Here is a 15,896-nt window from a genome sequence, read left to right as displayed (position 1 = left end):
GCACTTTATATGATTAATACGTATAATAATGACTAGGTCCTATAATCAGATGATAGAAGGTGAACTTTCTGTATAATTTTACACTGACAATAGCAAAATGGATTGTTCGTTTATTTGGAAGAGTAGAGGTTAAAAATAGTCATTTATTGCCTAAATCAGAAGGCTATATTGTTACATGTACACATAGAGGCTGGTTAGAAATCGTCATATTGGGTATATGTGTACCGAGACCGATTCATTTCATGGCAAAAAAAGAACTCTTTGACGACAAATCCATTGGATATTTCCTGAAAAATATCAATGCTTTCCCTGTAGACCGTGAAAATCCATCTCCAAGCAGTATAAAGACCCCAGTCAAACTTTTAAAAGCCGGAGAGATCGTGGGAATCTTTCCGAGTGGAACAAGAACAGCAGAAAATACTCCCCTTAAAAGAGGTGCTGTCACCATAGCCAATTTATCACAAGCCCCTATTATTCCAGCTATTTATATCGGTCCTAGAACTTTAAAAGAGTTGCGCAAAATGAAAAAAGCAACTATCATTTTCGGTGAACCAATACATATAGAGACAAGGAGTAAAGAAGAGCTAGAAAACTTTACTGAACTTTTAAATGAGCGAACTAATTCCTTACAAAAACAACTATGAATAAATACTTGGGACAATTTGTTGTGACAAGCAATTTTGTTAGCGCTACTCCTCACGTTACGGTATCAATCACTCATTCAATCTTGATAGTTTAAACATTCATGTTTATTTAAAGTAATGCGTTTGTTTGAGTGCCTACGACATCCAAGCCCGAACGAAACTAAAATAAAACCGCCCTCAATTAGTAAAGTCGATTACTAATTGAGGGCGGTTTTTATACATACAGACCTTACACTCGATATCTCAAAGCCAACCCCTTCAAGAAATTCCGAACATAGCGATCGCCACACTCTTTATAATTCTTGTGCCCTTCTTTTCGTAGCACAGCACCCAATTCACCTTTTGTAATGGTGATCCCTGCTTCTTCTAAGATCGCAAGGATGTCCTCACTCGTTAAAGCCAGTGCTATTTTCACTTTCTTTAAAACGATATTATTCACATTTTCTTTACTTTTTATAGCTACTGCTGGCTTTTCAGGTTGTCCAGGCTTTGGTTCTTGCTTCCCTCGTTTAAAAATAATAAAGCCATTTAAAAATGAATCGAGCATACTATTACTACATGCCATACCTACTTCATCTTCATCTGATTTTTTCAACATCATTTGTACTTCTTCTTTTGTTATTTCAATACCGCCCAGTTTAAAAATCTCTACCATACCATTATCTTTTATATCAAACGCATATCTTAATCGAATTAATATATCATTATTATTCATCTGAAAACCTCCTATAAAATTGTTGTATTCCCACACTAGCTTTGCCCTAATAATAGCACAAATACTGACTTCCAACCTTTTTTTATTAGTTCAGATTTTGTCCCCAGTACCTTGCAATGAACAATACCATATGATATATTGTTGTCAGCAAGTACTTTGCATGAGATGGTACTGTTCATTGACTACTAGTGAAAGGAGCCTGTGTTGAATGAATGTGCAATTTAAAAAAGGTGTGCTGAATTTGTGTGTGCTTGTTCTGTTGGATAAGCAGGATCGTTATGGCTATGAGCTTGTGCAAAAAATTTCGGATCAGATTGCCATTTCCGAAGGTTCGGTTTATCCCCTGCTTCGGCGATTGACGAAGGAAGGCTATTTTACGACGTATTTGCAGGAATCGACGGAAGGTCCTCCTCGTAAATATTACAAACTGACAGATGCTGGTCGTACGTATTTGCACGAACAGTTAGCGGAGTGGAAAAACTTCACGGATGGCGTCAATACATTAATCGAGGAGGGTGTAACTAATGACTGAAAATCAATTTATAAGTGAACTTGAAACAGCTTTGAAACGACTACCTGCTGAGGAACGCAACGATATACTTCAAGATATTCGAGAATATTTCACCGACGGGCGTGAGGATGGTAAATCGGAAAGTGAGATTGCCCTTTCACTGGGGTCACCGGCGAATATCGCTGAGGAATTACTGGGGTCCTACTCGTTTGAGGAAAAGAAAGTTGAAATTGAATCGACCAATGAAGTCATTACGATTCAAGATGATCGATTTACAAATGTCGATATCAATGTCCAGCATGGTGCACTTGTTGTGAGACCTTCTCATAATTCGGAAACGACTATCGAACTAATTGGTGCGAATGATAAATTACAACTGACTGCCGAAGTAATTAACGATACATTGGTCGTGCGATTGAAGAGTATTAGCCACTGGTTATTCATATTCAATTTAAGTATAAATTTCAATGTAAAGGCGGTGACACTTAACGTGTTTATTCCGAAGAAGCTCTATCAATCATTTGCGATGAAAACAGATAATGGACGGATTGATGCTGAGAAGCTACTTGCTAAAAAGGTGGATGCTAACACGGATAACGGTCGCATTCAGTTACGTGAAATTGCTGCTAAGACGTTGATGGCTGAAACAGATAATGGACGCATTGAAATGGATAAAGTGCAAGCTGATCATATGCGCATGAAAACAGATAACGGAAGGATTGAAATGCGTCATGTCGATGCGGAAAGCATTGGCATCGAGTCCGATAACGGGCGCATCGAGCTTGAACATGTCACTGGAGCCATTGTTGGTTCCACTGATAATGGGAGGATTACGCTGCAGACGGATACACTTGATCGGAATGTCGATTTTCAGACTGATAATGGCAGCATTGTTGTCCAATCAAAGCTCGCGCCAACGAACGTTTCCATCCATGCAAAGACAGGTCACGGAAAAATTGATGTATTTGGCGAGCGTAATTCACGCACAATTATTGGTGAAGGTGAGCATACGATTCGGTTGAAGTCGGATAATGGACGGATTACAGTTACTCAGGCTTGATCGTTGAATGTTTGGCTCAGGTGAACTTTCCATCACTCTTTCTTCAATAATGGGAAAATAACTGTAGGAAAGCATTAATTGTCCTTGATAAGCTATCATCGTTGTAGTACACTATTGGAAATATTTTAAATATAATGAAGAGGAATAGTAGGATGATTAAAGCGCTCAGAGAACTGTTGGTTGGTGCAAAACAGTCGCAAACAACATCCGAACTCGCCTTGAAGTAGCTCACTGAAATGCTGTTTAGAGTAGGTGAAGACGGAACCTAACCGTTATAATAGGAGGATATAAGGCCTGTACACCGAGGCCATATCCATTGAGTGCATATCATTGCGATATGAATCAGAGTGGTACCGCGTAAGAAGATAATTGTCTTTCGTCTCTATAGTTTCTATAGAGGCGATTGACTTTTTTTATGCTTAAAAATCCAAACCAAACAACCTATTATGATGAGAGAGGCGGTTATCAACATGCAAAATTTTGAGAAGTATACAAAAGGTTATTTTATGCCCCCAGAAAGTAGTTTGAAATGGACACAGAAGGAGTCTATTACAGAAGCACCAGTGTGGTGTAGTGTCGATTTACGGGATGGTAACCAAGCATTGGTCATTCCAATGAATCTTGAGGAGAAGTTGGAGTATTTCCAGCTGTTAGTGAAGCTTGGCTTTAAGGAAATCGAGGTGGGGTTTCCAGCGGCTTCTGAAACAGAATATGACTTCTTACGTGCTTTAATTGAACAAAATTTAATTCCAGAGGATGTCACGATTCAAGTTTTGACGCAATCGAGAGAGCATATTATCCAAAAAACATTCGAATCGCTGAAAGGTACAAATCAGGCTGTTGTTCATTTATATAACTCTACTTCTGTGGCTCAGCGTGAGCAAGTATTCAAAAAATCGAAACAAGAGATTATTGACATCGCCGTAACTGGTGCAAAATTGTTGAAAAAATATGCTGCGGAAACAGAAGGTAACTTCAAGTTTCAATATTCGCCGGAGAGTTTTACTGGAACTGAAATTGATTATGCGCTTGACATCTGTAATCAAGTGCTTGATATATGGCAACCAAGCACGGATAATCCAGTGATTATTAACTTGCCAGCGACTGTCTCAATGTCGATGCCACACGTATACGCAAGCCAAATTGAATACATGAGTGAGCGCTTGAATTACCGGGATAATATCATCTTATCTCTTCACCCTCACAATGACCGTGGAACCGGGATTGCAGATGCAGAACTTGGATTATTAGCTGGCGGCCAGAGAGTTGAGGGTACACTGTTTGGTAATGGTGAGCGTACAGGGAATGTCGACATCATTACACTTGCCTTGAATATGTACTCACACGGTATAGATCCAAAGTTAAATTTTGAGAATATCTTTGAAATTATTGGTATTTATGAACGTTTGACGAGAATGAAAGTAAATGAGAGACAGCCTTATACTGGTAAACTTGTATTCGCCGCCTTCTCCGGCTCACACCAAGATGCAATCGCTAAAGGTATGAAATATCGTGAAGATAATGACTGCGAACATTGGACGGTTCCTTATTTACTAATCGACCCTAAAGATATCGGCCGGGAATATGATGGCGATGTCATTCGCATTAATAGTCAGTCCGGAAAAGGTGGGATTGGCTATGTACTTGAGCAAAAATATGGTCTCGATCTTCCAGCAAAAATGCGTGAGGACTTCGGATACCGAGTAAAAAACGTATCAGATCGTCAGCAAAAAGAACTGATGACGGATGAAATTTATGCTATTTTCGTCGAAGAATACGTCAATATTAACACTCCTGTTGAATTCATTAACTACCAGTTTACACAACACGATGATTTTAAGACGAATGTCTCCATTAAGATGAATGAGGAAATCGAAGAGCTAACAGGTGTCGGTAACGGGAGATTTGACGCGATTAGCGATGCGCTTCAATCGAGACTAGGTATTAGCTACGACAATCTTGTCTATACGGAGCATGCACTTGAAGTTGGTTCAAAATCACAAGCTATATCGTATATTGGCATTACAGCGCCCAATGGGGTCCGATATTGGGGCTGCGGCATTGACATAGATATTATGACATCATCCGTAAAAGCGTTGTTCAGTGCTGTGAATAAAATGAGCAATAATGAATAGCAATGTATAAGAAAAATAGAGCCGTTTTTGATACTTCTCAAAAATGGCTCTATTTTGCATATCATTCTATTTACTTCAACACAGGAACTTTCAACTTATGCACAATAGCCCCGAAAAGCATGGAGAATAACATAAAAATCATTATTATACTCACGACTCCCCAGCACCAACAGATGCAGCTAGGAAGCTATGCATTAGTTACTTTTCATAGTGGCGCCACCCCGCCAAACTCCGCCCACTCCTCACGTGATGGACCGTATACACCAGGCACACGTAGTCCTGCTTGTCTCATAAGTACTGTCATTTGGCCACGATGATGGGTTTGATGGGATACCAAAATACCGAGGATTTTTGCGACTGACCATTGCTCTCCATACATATCTTTCATGTCATTTAATATCGCATCCGTCCAGTGCTCTTTCATAGCCTCGACCATCGCCGCACTTGATGAACGATAGGCATCTGCAATTTCGACAGCAGTTGCTGGAACAGCCGCCTCATGGCTTGCCGCTTCAAATTCGAGCCCCGTCTGTGATACCATTTCATCCAGTGTCGTGACAATATGCCAAGCAATCCGTCCGAGTGTACGATCTTCAGGAGATACTTCCTGAGCGAGCGACTGATCTGTTAGTGCGTCAAGAATTTTTTGTGTTGATCCACTTTCATGACCCCAGTTCACCAAAAATTCTTCAATCGTTCTGAACATATATGAATCCTCCAAATCATTAAGTAGGTACACTCTATTATTTCGACAAATCCTAGGAATTCCCCTTCATTCAACTATTAATCGAAGACATCGTTGTTCCCTTTTGAACGTTGGCATAGTTCTGTTCACCCACACGTTTTTTCACTTCTTCCTCGGTCATCGGAGGTGGCACTTCATTGGCCGCTAAAGCAGGCACTTCCTCCAGTACTTCTATATGCTCAAGTGCCACATTGTTCGCATCAATTTTACGCCCGTACTCCTCCATCTCCTCCCGTGTCATCCGTACACCCTCTGGTTTTTCGAACATTCAACTACATCCTTTCTAAAAAAATATTTACCATACTATACCCTTCTCTATTTGTCATAAAACCACACACTCCTATGATATAATTCCCATATATCGAATGGAGGGATTCTGTGCATCACAAAAGGTTTCTATTGGCATGCTTATTCCTACTGTCTATACTGCTCACAGCTTGTGCCCCCAACATGCAAGTCGTTGATGGCCCTAGGATAGCTAATAGCCAAAATGACCTCATTCATCAACTAGATGTGGAAAAAATCTACGCAACCGCTGAAGAGCTAACAAAAGAGCCTCGCGTTGCAGGCACTGAATCAGAGAAGCAAGCAGCTACTTTTCTCACCGAGCAGTTGGAGGATTACGGTTATGAGGTTGACGTACAACCATTCACCTTTGAACGCTATGTCATGCCGGTGAAAACCGATTTACAAGTAGCTGGTTCTGATGATACCTTCTCACCTGCTCCCTTCCAATACTCCGTTTCTGGGACCGTCACTGGAGAATTAATTGGCTCGGGATATGGTTTGAAAAAGAATTATGACGGGATTGATGTGCAAGGGAAGATTGTAGTTGTCACCGTCAATAGAACTTATTTTTACGAGCTTGTCCTAGAAGCCTCTAAAGCCGGTGCTGCGGCAATATTAGTTCACTTTCCTGGGGACGATCCCATAAATACTTGGACACTCGGCGAACATTCTGAAGACTATATTCCAGCACTAGCCATATCACATGAAGATTATACGAAGCTGGCCAAAAATATAGGCAATCAGGCGACCGTCACCATCGAAGGAGCCCGTGTCGAACAAGCTGACTCACAGAATATCAGCGTCACAAAACAGCCTACAGCTGAACAAGATACCTCCTCAGATATCGTCATCATTGGAGCTCACTATGATTCAGTCGAGCTAGCCCCAGGTGCAAGCGACAATGCTAGCGGAACATCCGTAGCACTCGAGCTTGCACGCATGTTCAAGGATGTCGTCACAACAAAAGAGCTTCGCATCCTATTTTTTGGTGCTGAAGAAGAAGGCTTATATGGTTCCGAAAAGTATGTCAGTGCCATGACCCAGGATGAAATCAAGCGTTCTGTTGCGATGTTCAACTTAGATATGGTCGGCAGTGCCGATGCTGGAGAATTGGCGATTCAAACAGTCGACGGGATGGATAATGCTGTCACTGTTTCTGCAAGCCAAGCTTACGAGACATTAAACGGTAATTCCCTGTCAACTGATTTTGGCGGTAGAAGCGATCATGTCCCCTTCCATGAAGCGGGAATTGACGCAGCCCTATTTGTTTATGCCCCATTGGAGGAATGGTATCATCAGCCTGAAGATACGATGGATAAATTGAGCAAAGATCGCCTCCTACAAGTTGCAAAAATCGTAGCTATATCCACATTGGAGCTGACATTACCAGCTGACAGCAAAGAATGAGTTCTAGACTCGCTTGACCCAACATAAAAAGTATAAAGGGAGGTTGCTGAATGGCGACAATTCTTATCGACGCGGATGCCTGTCCAGTCGTCAATGAAACGATTCGTATTGCTGGAAAGTTCGGATTCCGCTGTGTACTCATTTGCGATACAACACATGAAATGCATCGCGATGGTGCAGAAACGATTATCGTCTCCAAAGGGGCCGATGCAGTCGATTTTGTGCTGGTCAATCGTGTACAAAAAAACGACATTGTTGTGACACAAGATTATGGTCTGGCTGCGATGGTTCTCGCCAAACAAGGACATCCAATCGACCAAAATGGACGGTTGTATACGAATGATAATATTGACCAACTCTTGTATGCCCGTCATACAGCACAAAAAGTACGAATGGCCGGCGGGCGGCTCCGCGGTCCAAAAAAGCGCTCAAAAGAAAGCGATGTAAAATTTGAAGAAAGTTTAAAACAGCTATGCACGCAGCTTATACAAGAGATAAATGACTAACAACGACACCGAGGGGTTTCAGCTCCCTTGGTGTTTTTTTGTTTATATCTTGAAGGACCCACTGCTACCCACGCAACAAATTTTTCAGTTTAATTTACTTAATGAACATCGAAATACTATAGATTACTAAAAAAAGATTTATCCTTGACGATTCGCATTATAACTCGATTGGAAGCGCTCTCATAATAAATAGAATATATAGAATTAAACAAACTATCAAAATACTTGTTGTGAAAATAAATAAACCGTGCTAGAATATGAAATCAACAGAATGCATCGTTTTTTTTTACTCACCATGGGACTGATTATGAATAGTCGGGACATATTGCGTCCCTATCAGTTATTCATTCTGTTATGTGATCTAACTATTACAAAGGGGGAATTATCTATGACAACGAATACTTTGACGTTACTAGCCAGTGAGCTTTATATAAATGGGGAATGGAAAACAAGCAAGTCGGGCCAAACAATCGAAATTACATCACCTTATCTGTATGCACCAATCGGCAATGTGCAGGCCATTACACAGCAAGAGGTTGATGAAGCAATTGGCTTTGCACAAGCTGCACAAAAAGAATGGGCACAAGCGAGCCTTCAACAACGCGCTAGCTATTTGTATAAATGGGCAGATGCTTTACTCGCCAATCAAGACGAGATTGCGACAGTCATTATGCAGGAAGTCGGCAAAAGCTTGAAGGATGCCAAAAGTGAAGTGACACGCACAGCAGATTTTATTCGCTATACGGTGGAAGAAGCTCTTCATATGCATGGGGAAAGCATGAGAGGTGACAGTTTTCCAGGTGGATCTAAATCGAAAGTTGCAATCGTCGACCGTGTTCCACTTGGTGTCGTACTGGCCATTGCTCCCTTCAACTATCCCGTCAACTTAGCAGCTGCTAAGCTTGCGCCAGCATTAATCGCTGGGAATGCAGTAATTTTCAAACCTGCAACACAAGGTGCTCTAAGTGGAACGAAAATGATTGAAGCCCTTCATCAAGCAGGATTCCCAAAAGGTCTTGTCAACTTGGTGACAGGTAAAGGTTCGGAAATTGGCGATTACTTGGTCGAGCATAAAGGCATTAATATGATTTCCTTTACAGGTGGCACTGACACAGGTCTTCATTTGGCTAAAAAGTCTGCAATGGTTCCACTTGTCCTAGAACTCGGTGGCAAAGACCCAGGTATTGTGCGTCAAGATGCAGATTTACAAGAAGCAGCTAAACAAATTATTAGCGGTGCATTTTCTTACTCCGGCCAACGTTGCACAGCCATTAAGCGCGTACTTGTTCATGATAGTGTTGCAGACGAACTTGTCGCTCTTTTGAAAGCAGAAATTGGGCAGTTAGTCGTCGGTTCTCCGGAAAACGGCAGTACCATCGTTCCACTGATTGATGATAAGTCAGCTAATTTCGTACAAGGTTTGATTGATGACGCGATTGCCAAAGGCGCTGTCGTTGTCACGGGGAATAAGCGGGAACAAAATTTGATTCACCCGACATTGTTGGATCATGTATCAGAAGGGATGCGCCTTGCATGGGAAGAACCATTCGGCCCAGCACTGCCAATCATTCGCGTGACTTCTGACGAACAAGCGATTGCGATTGCCAATGCATCAGAATTCGGCCTACAGGCTAGTATTTTCACGAAAGACATCGACAAAGCATTCGCGATTGCCAATCAAATCGAGGCGGGTGCTGTCCAAATTAACGGACGCACAGAGCGTGGCCCAGATCACTTCCCATTCATCGGTACAAAAGGATCTGGCATGGGTGCACAAGGCATTCGAAAAAGTATCGAATCCATGACACGTGAAAAAGTTACAGTGTTAAATCTATCTCTCTAATACGGTGAATATGAAGGCATCCCAAGTTTCTCTGGGATGCTTTTGTCATCTTCTGTACAAGTACTGCGTACCTTGTTGTGTAAGTTGTTCTTTACGACAATGAATATGGAGGGTACCCATGCCTAAAATCCTGTCAGTTAGTACAGTCAAACCACCCCATCGAGTCCATCAGGAACAAGCTGTCGAGTTGACCCGCTCCCTTTTTAGTGAAAAATATAATGATATTGAACGACTATTAAGGGTGTTTCAAAATGGTGATATTGAGACACGCAATGTCACCATGCCCCTTGAGTGGTATGGGCAAAAGCATGACTTTGAAGAGCGTAATGAGTTATATATTCAACATGCTATCGACTTTGGTGTACGAGCTGTACAGTCCTGTCTCCAAGGGGACGGCATGTTTGATGCACCGATTGACCCGTCAATGATTGATGCATTATTTTTCATTTCAAGTAGTGGTATTTCAACGCCAAGTATTGATGCACGCATTATGAATCGCATTGATTTCCGCGATGATCTGAAACGCGTTCCGATTTGGGGACTAGGATGTGCCGGTGGAGCTGCTGGAATGAGTAGAGCATATGAATATTGCCTCGCTTTTCCAGAAGCCAATGTCCTGGTACTATCCGTTGAGTTATGTAGCTTAACCTTTCAAAAAGACGATTACTCGAAAAGTAATTTAGTTGGTGTCTCTTTATTTTCCGATGGTGTTGCGTGTGCATTGGTTGCTGGGGATCGTTCTTTAGTAAAGGTGAAAAAAGCCGTACCAGCAGTCATTACCACGGCTTCGAAGCTAATGCCAGATTCCGAAAATGTCATGGGCTGGGATGTGAAAAACAGCGGTCTATACGTCGTCTTCTCGAAAAGCATTCCTAGTATTATTACCAATTGGCTAGGACCAGTCGTACATGAATTTCTCGAGAATCAAGGGCTAACAAAGGATGATATTACGCACTTCGTCGCACACCCTGGTGGTAAAAAAGTGCTCGGGGCGTATGAAAATGCATTGGGGTTTGATGAAACTAAAACGGCTATTTCACGGCAGATGTTACGCGAAAATGGCAATATGTCCTCCCCAACCATCCTGTATGTACTCGAACAATTTATGGAGCGTGGGCCTGTTGCTGGTGAATATGGACTAATGGCCGCACTCGGACCGGGATTTTGTTGTGAGTTGCTACTATTAAAATGGGAATGAGGTAGTTCGAGGATGATGTTTTTTATCATCATGTCAATCGTCGTCTTACAGCGACTAATTGAACTCTTTGTCGCGAGGCGCAATGAAAAGTGGATGCGTAGTCAGGGAGCGTTTGAAGCTGGTGCCGCCCATTATCCAATTATGGTCACGATGCATATAGCGTTTTTTGTCTCCTTTTTGTTAGAAGTCGTAGTTCTTGGGCGAACACTTTCTCCTATTTGGATAGTATTGCTTGGCATTTTTTTATTGACCCAAGCAGCACGAATCTGGTGTTTGCTGTCACTCGGAAAGTTTTGGAATACAAAAATCATCATCTTACCGGGTGCTGCCGTTGTACGGCGTGGTCCTTATCGGTGGATACGGCATCCAAATTATTTGATTGTCACCATTGAGTTACTCGTCCTTCCATTGCTGTTTGGCGCATATTTTACAGCTATTTTATATTCACTACTAAATATTTGGATGCTATCCGTGCGAATCCCAGCGGAGGAAAAGGCGTTGAAGGAAGTGACGAATTATCGGGAAACGTTTTCGTTGGAGTAAAGGACGGACTGTGATGAACCTGTAAGGGGAAGTCAGTTTACCAGCGACTCCGCGACCTTTTACCAGCGATATTTCAAATTTACTGTAAGAGCAAACAAAAAAGCTTTCCTGTCACATCACGACCGACAGGGAAGCTCCTCCTTTATTCTACCTAGCCAATCAACGCTCCACCGATTTCTCATCCGTATACGTCAAAGTCTTCCCTAAAAATCCGAACAACACCGTCAAAATCGGTGACAGCAAACAGAAGAAGGCAAACGGTAAATACTCCAGCGTCGGAACGCCCAACATACCAGTGATGAAAATCCCGCACACACTCCACGGAACTAATGGATTCACAACCGTACCCGCGTCTTCCATCACCCGGCTTAAGTTTTTACCCGCCAGTCCTACTTTTTCATACTGCGACCCAAAAGCCTGTCCTGTCAATAAAATCGACAAGTACTGCTCCCCAATTAGCACGTTAATGCTAATAGCTGTTAACGCAGATGCCGCAATGACTGAGGATACTTTCTTCAATAGCCCCTCAACCGTCGCCAATAAACGTTGCACAATACCAAGTGTAAACAACAAACCACCCATACTTAACGCCAACAACACTAATCCAATCGTAAACATCATACTTTCCATACCGCCACGTGTCAGTAATTCATCAATCTCTTCAATACCAGTCGTTGACTTAAATCCGTTGAATAAAATACTAAACACTTCTGACGCACCATAACTATGATGAAAATAAGAAATCGCAACCGCACTAGCTGAACTGATTGCCAATGTCATCAATGCAGGTACTTTCAATATCGTAAGCACAAACAACAAAATGAGTGGCACAATCGTATACCAATGGATCATCCCTGTCGCCAGCAATCCATCCTGGAACAAGGCGATTTTATCGACTTCCCCCAATGCCACGCTTGGCGACAAAATACCGAAGAATATCAATGACAAGATAAATACCGGAATCGTCGTCCATCCCATATTGCGAATATGTTCAAACAAATCGACACCAACAATCGAAGATGCCAAATTCGTAGTATCCGATAATGGCGACATTTTATCACCGAAAAACGCACCCGATACAATAGCTCCAGCTGTTATCGCAAGTGATAAATCCAGCACAGTCGCCATTCCAATAAACGCAACCCCTACCGTTGCTACTGTCGTCAACGAACTACCAATCGAAATCCCAACAATCGCCGTCACCACAAACACAATCGCAAAGAAAAAGGACGGTGTAATCAAATTAAAACCTGCGTAAATCAACGTTGGGATTGTCCCAGCCATAATCCAACTACTCACTAGCATACCAATGAAGAAAAACAAGAAAACGGCACTCATACCAGCCGCTGCTCCCTCGACTAAACCACTTTCAAGCCTACGGTACGAAATTTTTTTGACAAGCCCATAACAAATTAATAACAAAATCGCAAACAAAATCGGTAAATGTGGAACCGCGTCAAATTTAACTATACTAACACTAATCATGAGAATAATAGCCACAACTAGTGTGAGAGCCTCTATAAGCGTGGGCGAAATAACTGACTTTATTTTAAACATGATGAAATCCTCCTCGATGATTGCGAACGAATAACTTACTATTTCCAAAAATGAATACAAAAAACTCCTTCCATCCCTTGGAAAGGGACGAAGGAGTTCTCCGCGTTACCACCCTAATTGATGAACCAATGCTAGCTTGGCCATCCACTTCATGTCAAATTGAGAAAAACGGATGGCGTACTTCGTCATGATTGCTGCCTGAATTCGCACCTGCCATTCAGTCTCTTATTGCTGCTCACAATCTAACTACTGCATCATCTCTCATGGATATATGATTTTTCAACTTTTTGAATAGAGGAAAGCAGTCTAAGGACGCGAAAAGGGAAGGCATCCTAAATTCGCTGCGTCCTGCAGCAACGGATGCATGATCGGCTTCATGCCGCCCCTCGCAACAAGGAAGGATGTAGTTCAATCCTTCCCAACTGCATACCTGCATCCTGCCGGCACGAAAAAGCTAATTGATTTGAATCTTAACATGTTCATCGTGCAAGTCAAGGGTTTCATTAAAAGATTAAGTATTCCGTATTTTACAGAATCTAAATATCAACGTCTAACACTGTCAAAACCCCATATTAAAAAGAAATGGATATTGCTGGTTGACACCAAAAGTGTATTAAGTATATAATACAAACCACAAGGCGTATCGACCAGTTAATACACAAGATTCGAATGATAGCAGAATGTATTCCGCGGTATTTTTTTACAATCACTGTATTAAAGCCTTGATACAGTCATCATAACTGGCGTTTCATTCATTATTTTTGATTACACTGTATTAACGGATTAATACAGTGTAATAAAACCATTATATTTTGTTAGGAGTTGAGTTTATGGATGTGAAGTTTAATAATCGTGATCCTGTTTATGTGCAAGTCATTCGGCATTTTAAAGAACAAATTGCAACAGGTATCTTTGCAGCGGGTCAGGAAATTCCATCAAGAAGGGAACTTGCTAATCAGCTCAAGATTAATCCAAATACGGCGCAGCGAGCGTATAAAGAAATGGAGGAACAGGGATTGATTTTTACAGAGGGGAATTTACCGAGCCGCATTTCAAAAGACGAACAAGTACTCAAATTAGTAAGAGAAGAATTGATTTTAGAAGCTGTTCATACGTTCGTTCATTCAGTTCGCTCTATCAATGTGCCTGTACACGAGGCGTTGGATTTAGTGAAAAATTCATATGATCAAGAAAATAATTAAGGGGGGATTCTTGTGATTGAAATAAAAAATATAACTAAGAAATTCGGTCGAAAGAAAGTGTTAAAAGACGTTTCTTTTACGGCTGAAAAAGGGCAGATTACTTGTCTAATTGGCCTGAACGGTGTTGGGAAAACAACCATTATGAAAGCCATAATGGCCCTAACCCCCATTAATAGTGGTGAAATCCTCATTGATGGTAAAAAAATTCATAAAGGCAGCTATGAAAAAATTACTTTTATACCAGATACGATCACGATGCTGCCGCAAATGCGCATACAAGATGCTTTCGTATTTATGGCTGACTTTTACGATTGTTGGAATCAAAGACGTGCCAATGAGCTGCTGGAGTTTTTCAAGCTACACAAAACAGATCGTATTTCTGACTTATCAAAAGGCAATACCGCAAAAGTGAATCTGTTACTCGGTTTAGCAATGGATGTCGACTATCTCTTAATGGATGAGCCTTTTTCAGGAATTGATATTTTTAGTCGCGAACAAATTGCCAAGGTATTTACGAGTCATTTAATTGAAAATCGTGGCGTTATTATTACGACACATGAAATTAATGATATTGAGCATTTAATTGATAAGGTCGTTTTACTGGATGATGGCGTTGTTTTAAAAGAATTCAACACCGAGGAAGTGCGCGAAACAGAAGGGAAATCGGTCATTGATGTCATGAGAGAGGTGTATCAAGCATGAAACGTTATTTGAAGTTAGTCAATTTCGAGGTGAATCGGTTTTTAAAGCTCTATGTCGTTTTACTTGGCGTGACGATTCTTTCGCAAATTATTGGGGTGATTGTTAATTCGCGAAGCTATTTAAATCGTGCAAATGAAATCATTTACGAGAATTTTTTACCGAAGAGCGAGTTTATAGAAAACTATGGGGCTATGTCTTTTGTGGATATTGTTGATTCAGTTTGGTTTTTGGGACCCATTCTAGCTTGTGGTGTCGTATTAATCATTTATGTCTTTTTTATTTGGTATCGTGATTGGTTTGGCAAAAATACATTTAGTTATCGTTTACTCATGTTGCCAACCGCTCGCATTACCATTTATTTTGCAAAGGCTACAACAATTTTACTCTTTGTTTTAGGTCTCATTGCCTTACAACTACTACTATTACCAGTTGAAACACAAGTGTTTCAATGGATGGTTCCAAGTGAGTTTCGTGCTGATATGCCGATTCAGGCAATTACCAACTCTCCCAACCTAAGTATACTTTTCCCGAACAGTTTTATAGAGTTCGTTCTGTATTATGGTGGAGGAATAACAGCAGTGTTTATTGTATTTACAGCGATTTTGTTTGAACGCTCTTTCCGCATAAAAGGGATTATTTTTGGCATTGTCTATTGTGCTACTTCCCTATTAATTTTCCTTACACCACTACTCGTGAATACGTTTATGTTAAATCATTATCTTTATCCAATGGAGCTATTTTTCCTAGAACTAGCAGTAGGTCTTATCGTTTTAGCCTGTGCCATTTGGATAGGTCATTTTCTACTAAAGAACAAAATAAGAGTTTGATAGGAGGTCATCT

Annotated in this window: 16 protein-coding genes and 1 other annotated feature; of the genes, 12 read left to right on the top strand and 4 right to left on the bottom strand. The window is 41.2% G+C overall.

The annotated features are described in order from the left end of the window. The first annotated feature begins 68 nt into the window (after positions 1–68). Positions 69–644, top strand: a complete 576-nt coding sequence (locus tag N1I80_RS06085; RefSeq protein WP_340739978.1) for a lysophospholipid acyltransferase family protein — start codon at positions 69–71, stop codon at positions 642–644. A gap of 229 nt (positions 645–873) precedes the next feature. Here N1I80_RS06085 and N1I80_RS06080 read toward each other — a convergent pair whose 3' ends face one another. Next, a complete protein-coding gene (locus tag N1I80_RS06080; protein WP_340737006.1) occupies positions 874–1,359 on the bottom strand; it encodes a YehS family protein in 486 nt (161 codons plus the stop codon). Positions 1,360–1,567: 208 nt separating this feature from the next. Here N1I80_RS06080 and N1I80_RS06075 point away from each other — a divergent pair, with 208 nt between their 5' ends. The 3 genes from N1I80_RS06075 to N1I80_RS06065 all read left to right on the top strand — a co-directional run bounded on the left by N1I80_RS06075 (position 1,568) and on the right by N1I80_RS06065 (position 5,065). Continuing rightward, on the top strand, positions 1,568–1,891 hold the full coding sequence (locus N1I80_RS06075; protein ID WP_212391342.1) for a PadR family transcriptional regulator: 324 nt from the start codon (positions 1,568–1,570) through the stop codon (positions 1,889–1,891). Further along, positions 1,884–2,930 carry a DUF4097 family beta strand repeat-containing protein gene (locus tag N1I80_RS06070; protein ID WP_340737005.1) on the top strand — a complete coding sequence of 349 codons (1,047 nt, stop codon included), beginning with the start codon at positions 1,884–1,886 and terminating at the stop codon, positions 2,928–2,930. The genes N1I80_RS06075 and N1I80_RS06070 overlap by 8 nt, the downstream gene beginning before the upstream one ends. 125 nt (positions 2,931–3,055) lie before the next feature. Further along, positions 3,056–3,317 (top strand) — a binding site (T-box leader). A gap of 83 nt (positions 3,318–3,400) precedes the next feature. After that, positions 3,401–5,065, top strand: coding sequence for a 2-isopropylmalate synthase (locus N1I80_RS06065; protein WP_340737004.1), 1,665 nt, complete (start codon positions 3,401–3,403; stop codon positions 5,063–5,065). 205 nt (positions 5,066–5,270) lie between these two features. Here N1I80_RS06065 and N1I80_RS06060 read toward each other — a convergent pair whose 3' ends face one another. Beyond that, complete coding sequence (locus N1I80_RS06060) at positions 5,271–5,771, bottom strand: DinB family protein (protein WP_340737003.1); 501 nt, start codon at positions 5,769–5,771, stop codon at positions 5,271–5,273. Positions 5,772–5,841: 70 nt separating this feature from the next. Continuing rightward, positions 5,842–6,078 (bottom strand): hypothetical protein, encoded by a 237-nt coding sequence (locus tag N1I80_RS06055; RefSeq protein WP_340737002.1) that lies wholly within the window; start codon positions 6,076–6,078, stop codon positions 5,842–5,844. A 110-nt stretch (positions 6,079–6,188) separates the two neighbouring features. Between N1I80_RS06055 and N1I80_RS06050 the strand changes: the two genes are divergently transcribed. From N1I80_RS06050 to N1I80_RS06030, 5 genes are all read left to right on the top strand, one after another. Continuing rightward, positions 6,189–7,505 carry a M28 family peptidase gene (locus tag N1I80_RS06050; RefSeq protein WP_340737001.1) on the top strand — a complete coding sequence of 439 codons (1,317 nt, stop codon included), beginning with the start codon at positions 6,189–6,191 and terminating at the stop codon, positions 7,503–7,505. A 50-nt stretch (positions 7,506–7,555) separates the two neighbouring features. Then, entirely contained in the window at positions 7,556–8,011 is a 456-nt protein-coding gene (locus tag N1I80_RS06045; protein ID WP_340737000.1) for a YaiI/YqxD family protein, read from the top strand. A 388-nt stretch (positions 8,012–8,399) separates the two neighbouring features. Continuing rightward, positions 8,400–9,854 (top strand): NADP-dependent glyceraldehyde-3-phosphate dehydrogenase, encoded by a 1,455-nt coding sequence (locus N1I80_RS06040; protein WP_340736999.1) that lies wholly within the window; start codon positions 8,400–8,402, stop codon positions 9,852–9,854. 118 nt (positions 9,855–9,972) lie between these two features. Then, entirely contained in the window at positions 9,973–11,052 is a 1,080-nt protein-coding gene (locus tag N1I80_RS06035) for a type III polyketide synthase (protein ID WP_340736998.1), read from the top strand. Between the two features lie 12 nt (positions 11,053–11,064). Continuing rightward, entirely contained in the window at positions 11,065–11,595 is a 531-nt protein-coding gene (locus N1I80_RS06030; protein WP_340736997.1) for an isoprenylcysteine carboxyl methyltransferase family protein, read from the top strand. A 159-nt stretch (positions 11,596–11,754) separates the two neighbouring features. Here the strand turns inward: N1I80_RS06030 and nhaC are convergent, their stop codons facing one another. Next, a complete protein-coding gene (gene nhaC, locus N1I80_RS06025) occupies positions 11,755–13,152 on the bottom strand; it encodes a Na+/H+ antiporter NhaC (RefSeq protein ID WP_340736996.1) in 1,398 nt (465 codons plus the stop codon). 830 nt (positions 13,153–13,982) lie between these two features. On the opposite strand from nhaC, the gene N1I80_RS06020 reads away from it, so the two are divergent. Genes N1I80_RS06020 through N1I80_RS06010 form a run of 3 tightly spaced genes read left to right on the top strand, consistent with a single transcriptional unit; the run spans position 13,983 to position 15,883 of the window. Continuing rightward, positions 13,983–14,354: a GntR family transcriptional regulator gene (locus N1I80_RS06020; protein WP_340736995.1), complete on the top strand. Its 372-nt coding sequence runs from the start codon at positions 13,983–13,985 to the stop codon at positions 14,352–14,354. Between the two features lie 12 nt (positions 14,355–14,366). Continuing rightward, complete coding sequence (locus tag N1I80_RS06015) at positions 14,367–15,056, top strand: ABC transporter ATP-binding protein (RefSeq protein WP_340736994.1); 690 nt, start codon at positions 14,367–14,369, stop codon at positions 15,054–15,056. After that, positions 15,053–15,883: a hypothetical protein gene (locus N1I80_RS06010; RefSeq protein ID WP_340736993.1), complete on the top strand. Its 831-nt coding sequence runs from the start codon at positions 15,053–15,055 to the stop codon at positions 15,881–15,883. Before N1I80_RS06015 ends, N1I80_RS06010 begins: the two co-directional genes overlap by 4 nt. Positions 15,884–15,896 lie beyond the last annotated feature (13 nt).

It is taken from the genome of Sporosarcina sp. FSL K6-3457, from assembly GCF_038007285.1.
GTDB lineage: Bacteria > Bacillota > Bacilli > Bacillales_A > Planococcaceae > Sporosarcina.
Note: the sequence above shows the minus strand (reverse complement) of the source record. Positions and strands in the feature narration are given on the sequence as shown.

What these genes read in the sequence shown, in the direction of transcription:
- N1I80_RS06065 (WP_340737004.1), top strand. Translation starts at nt 3,401, where the DNA reads ATGCAAAATTTTGAGAAGTATACAAAAGGTTATTTTATGCCCCCAGAA.
- N1I80_RS06040 (WP_340736999.1), top strand. Translation starts at nt 8,400, where the DNA reads ATGACAACGAATACTTTGACGTTACTAGCCAGTGAGCTTTATATAAAT.
- nhaC (WP_340736996.1), bottom strand. Translation starts at nt 13,152, where the DNA reads ATGTTTAAAATAAAGTCAGTTATTTCGCCCACGCTTATAGAGGCTCTC.
- N1I80_RS06055 (WP_340737002.1), bottom strand. Translation starts at nt 6,078, where the DNA reads ATGTTCGAAAAACCAGAGGGTGTACGGATGACACGGGAGGAGATGGAG.
- N1I80_RS06030 (WP_340736997.1), top strand. Translation starts at nt 11,065, where the DNA reads ATGATGTTTTTTATCATCATGTCAATCGTCGTCTTACAGCGACTAATT.
- N1I80_RS06080 (WP_340737006.1), bottom strand. Translation starts at nt 1,359, where the DNA reads ATGAATAATAATGATATATTAATTCGATTAAGATATGCGTTTGATATA.
- N1I80_RS06035 (WP_340736998.1), top strand. Translation starts at nt 9,973, where the DNA reads ATGCCTAAAATCCTGTCAGTTAGTACAGTCAAACCACCCCATCGAGTC.
- N1I80_RS06020 (WP_340736995.1), top strand. Translation starts at nt 13,983, where the DNA reads ATGGATGTGAAGTTTAATAATCGTGATCCTGTTTATGTGCAAGTCATT.
- N1I80_RS06075 (WP_212391342.1), top strand. Translation starts at nt 1,568, where the DNA reads ATGAATGTGCAATTTAAAAAAGGTGTGCTGAATTTGTGTGTGCTTGTT.
- N1I80_RS06010 (WP_340736993.1), top strand. Translation starts at nt 15,053, where the DNA reads ATGAAACGTTATTTGAAGTTAGTCAATTTCGAGGTGAATCGGTTTTTA.
- N1I80_RS06045 (WP_340737000.1), top strand. Translation starts at nt 7,556, where the DNA reads ATGGCGACAATTCTTATCGACGCGGATGCCTGTCCAGTCGTCAATGAA.
- N1I80_RS06070 (WP_340737005.1), top strand. Translation starts at nt 1,884, where the DNA reads ATGACTGAAAATCAATTTATAAGTGAACTTGAAACAGCTTTGAAACGA.
- N1I80_RS06060 (WP_340737003.1), bottom strand. Translation starts at nt 5,771, where the DNA reads ATGTTCAGAACGATTGAAGAATTTTTGGTGAACTGGGGTCATGAAAGT.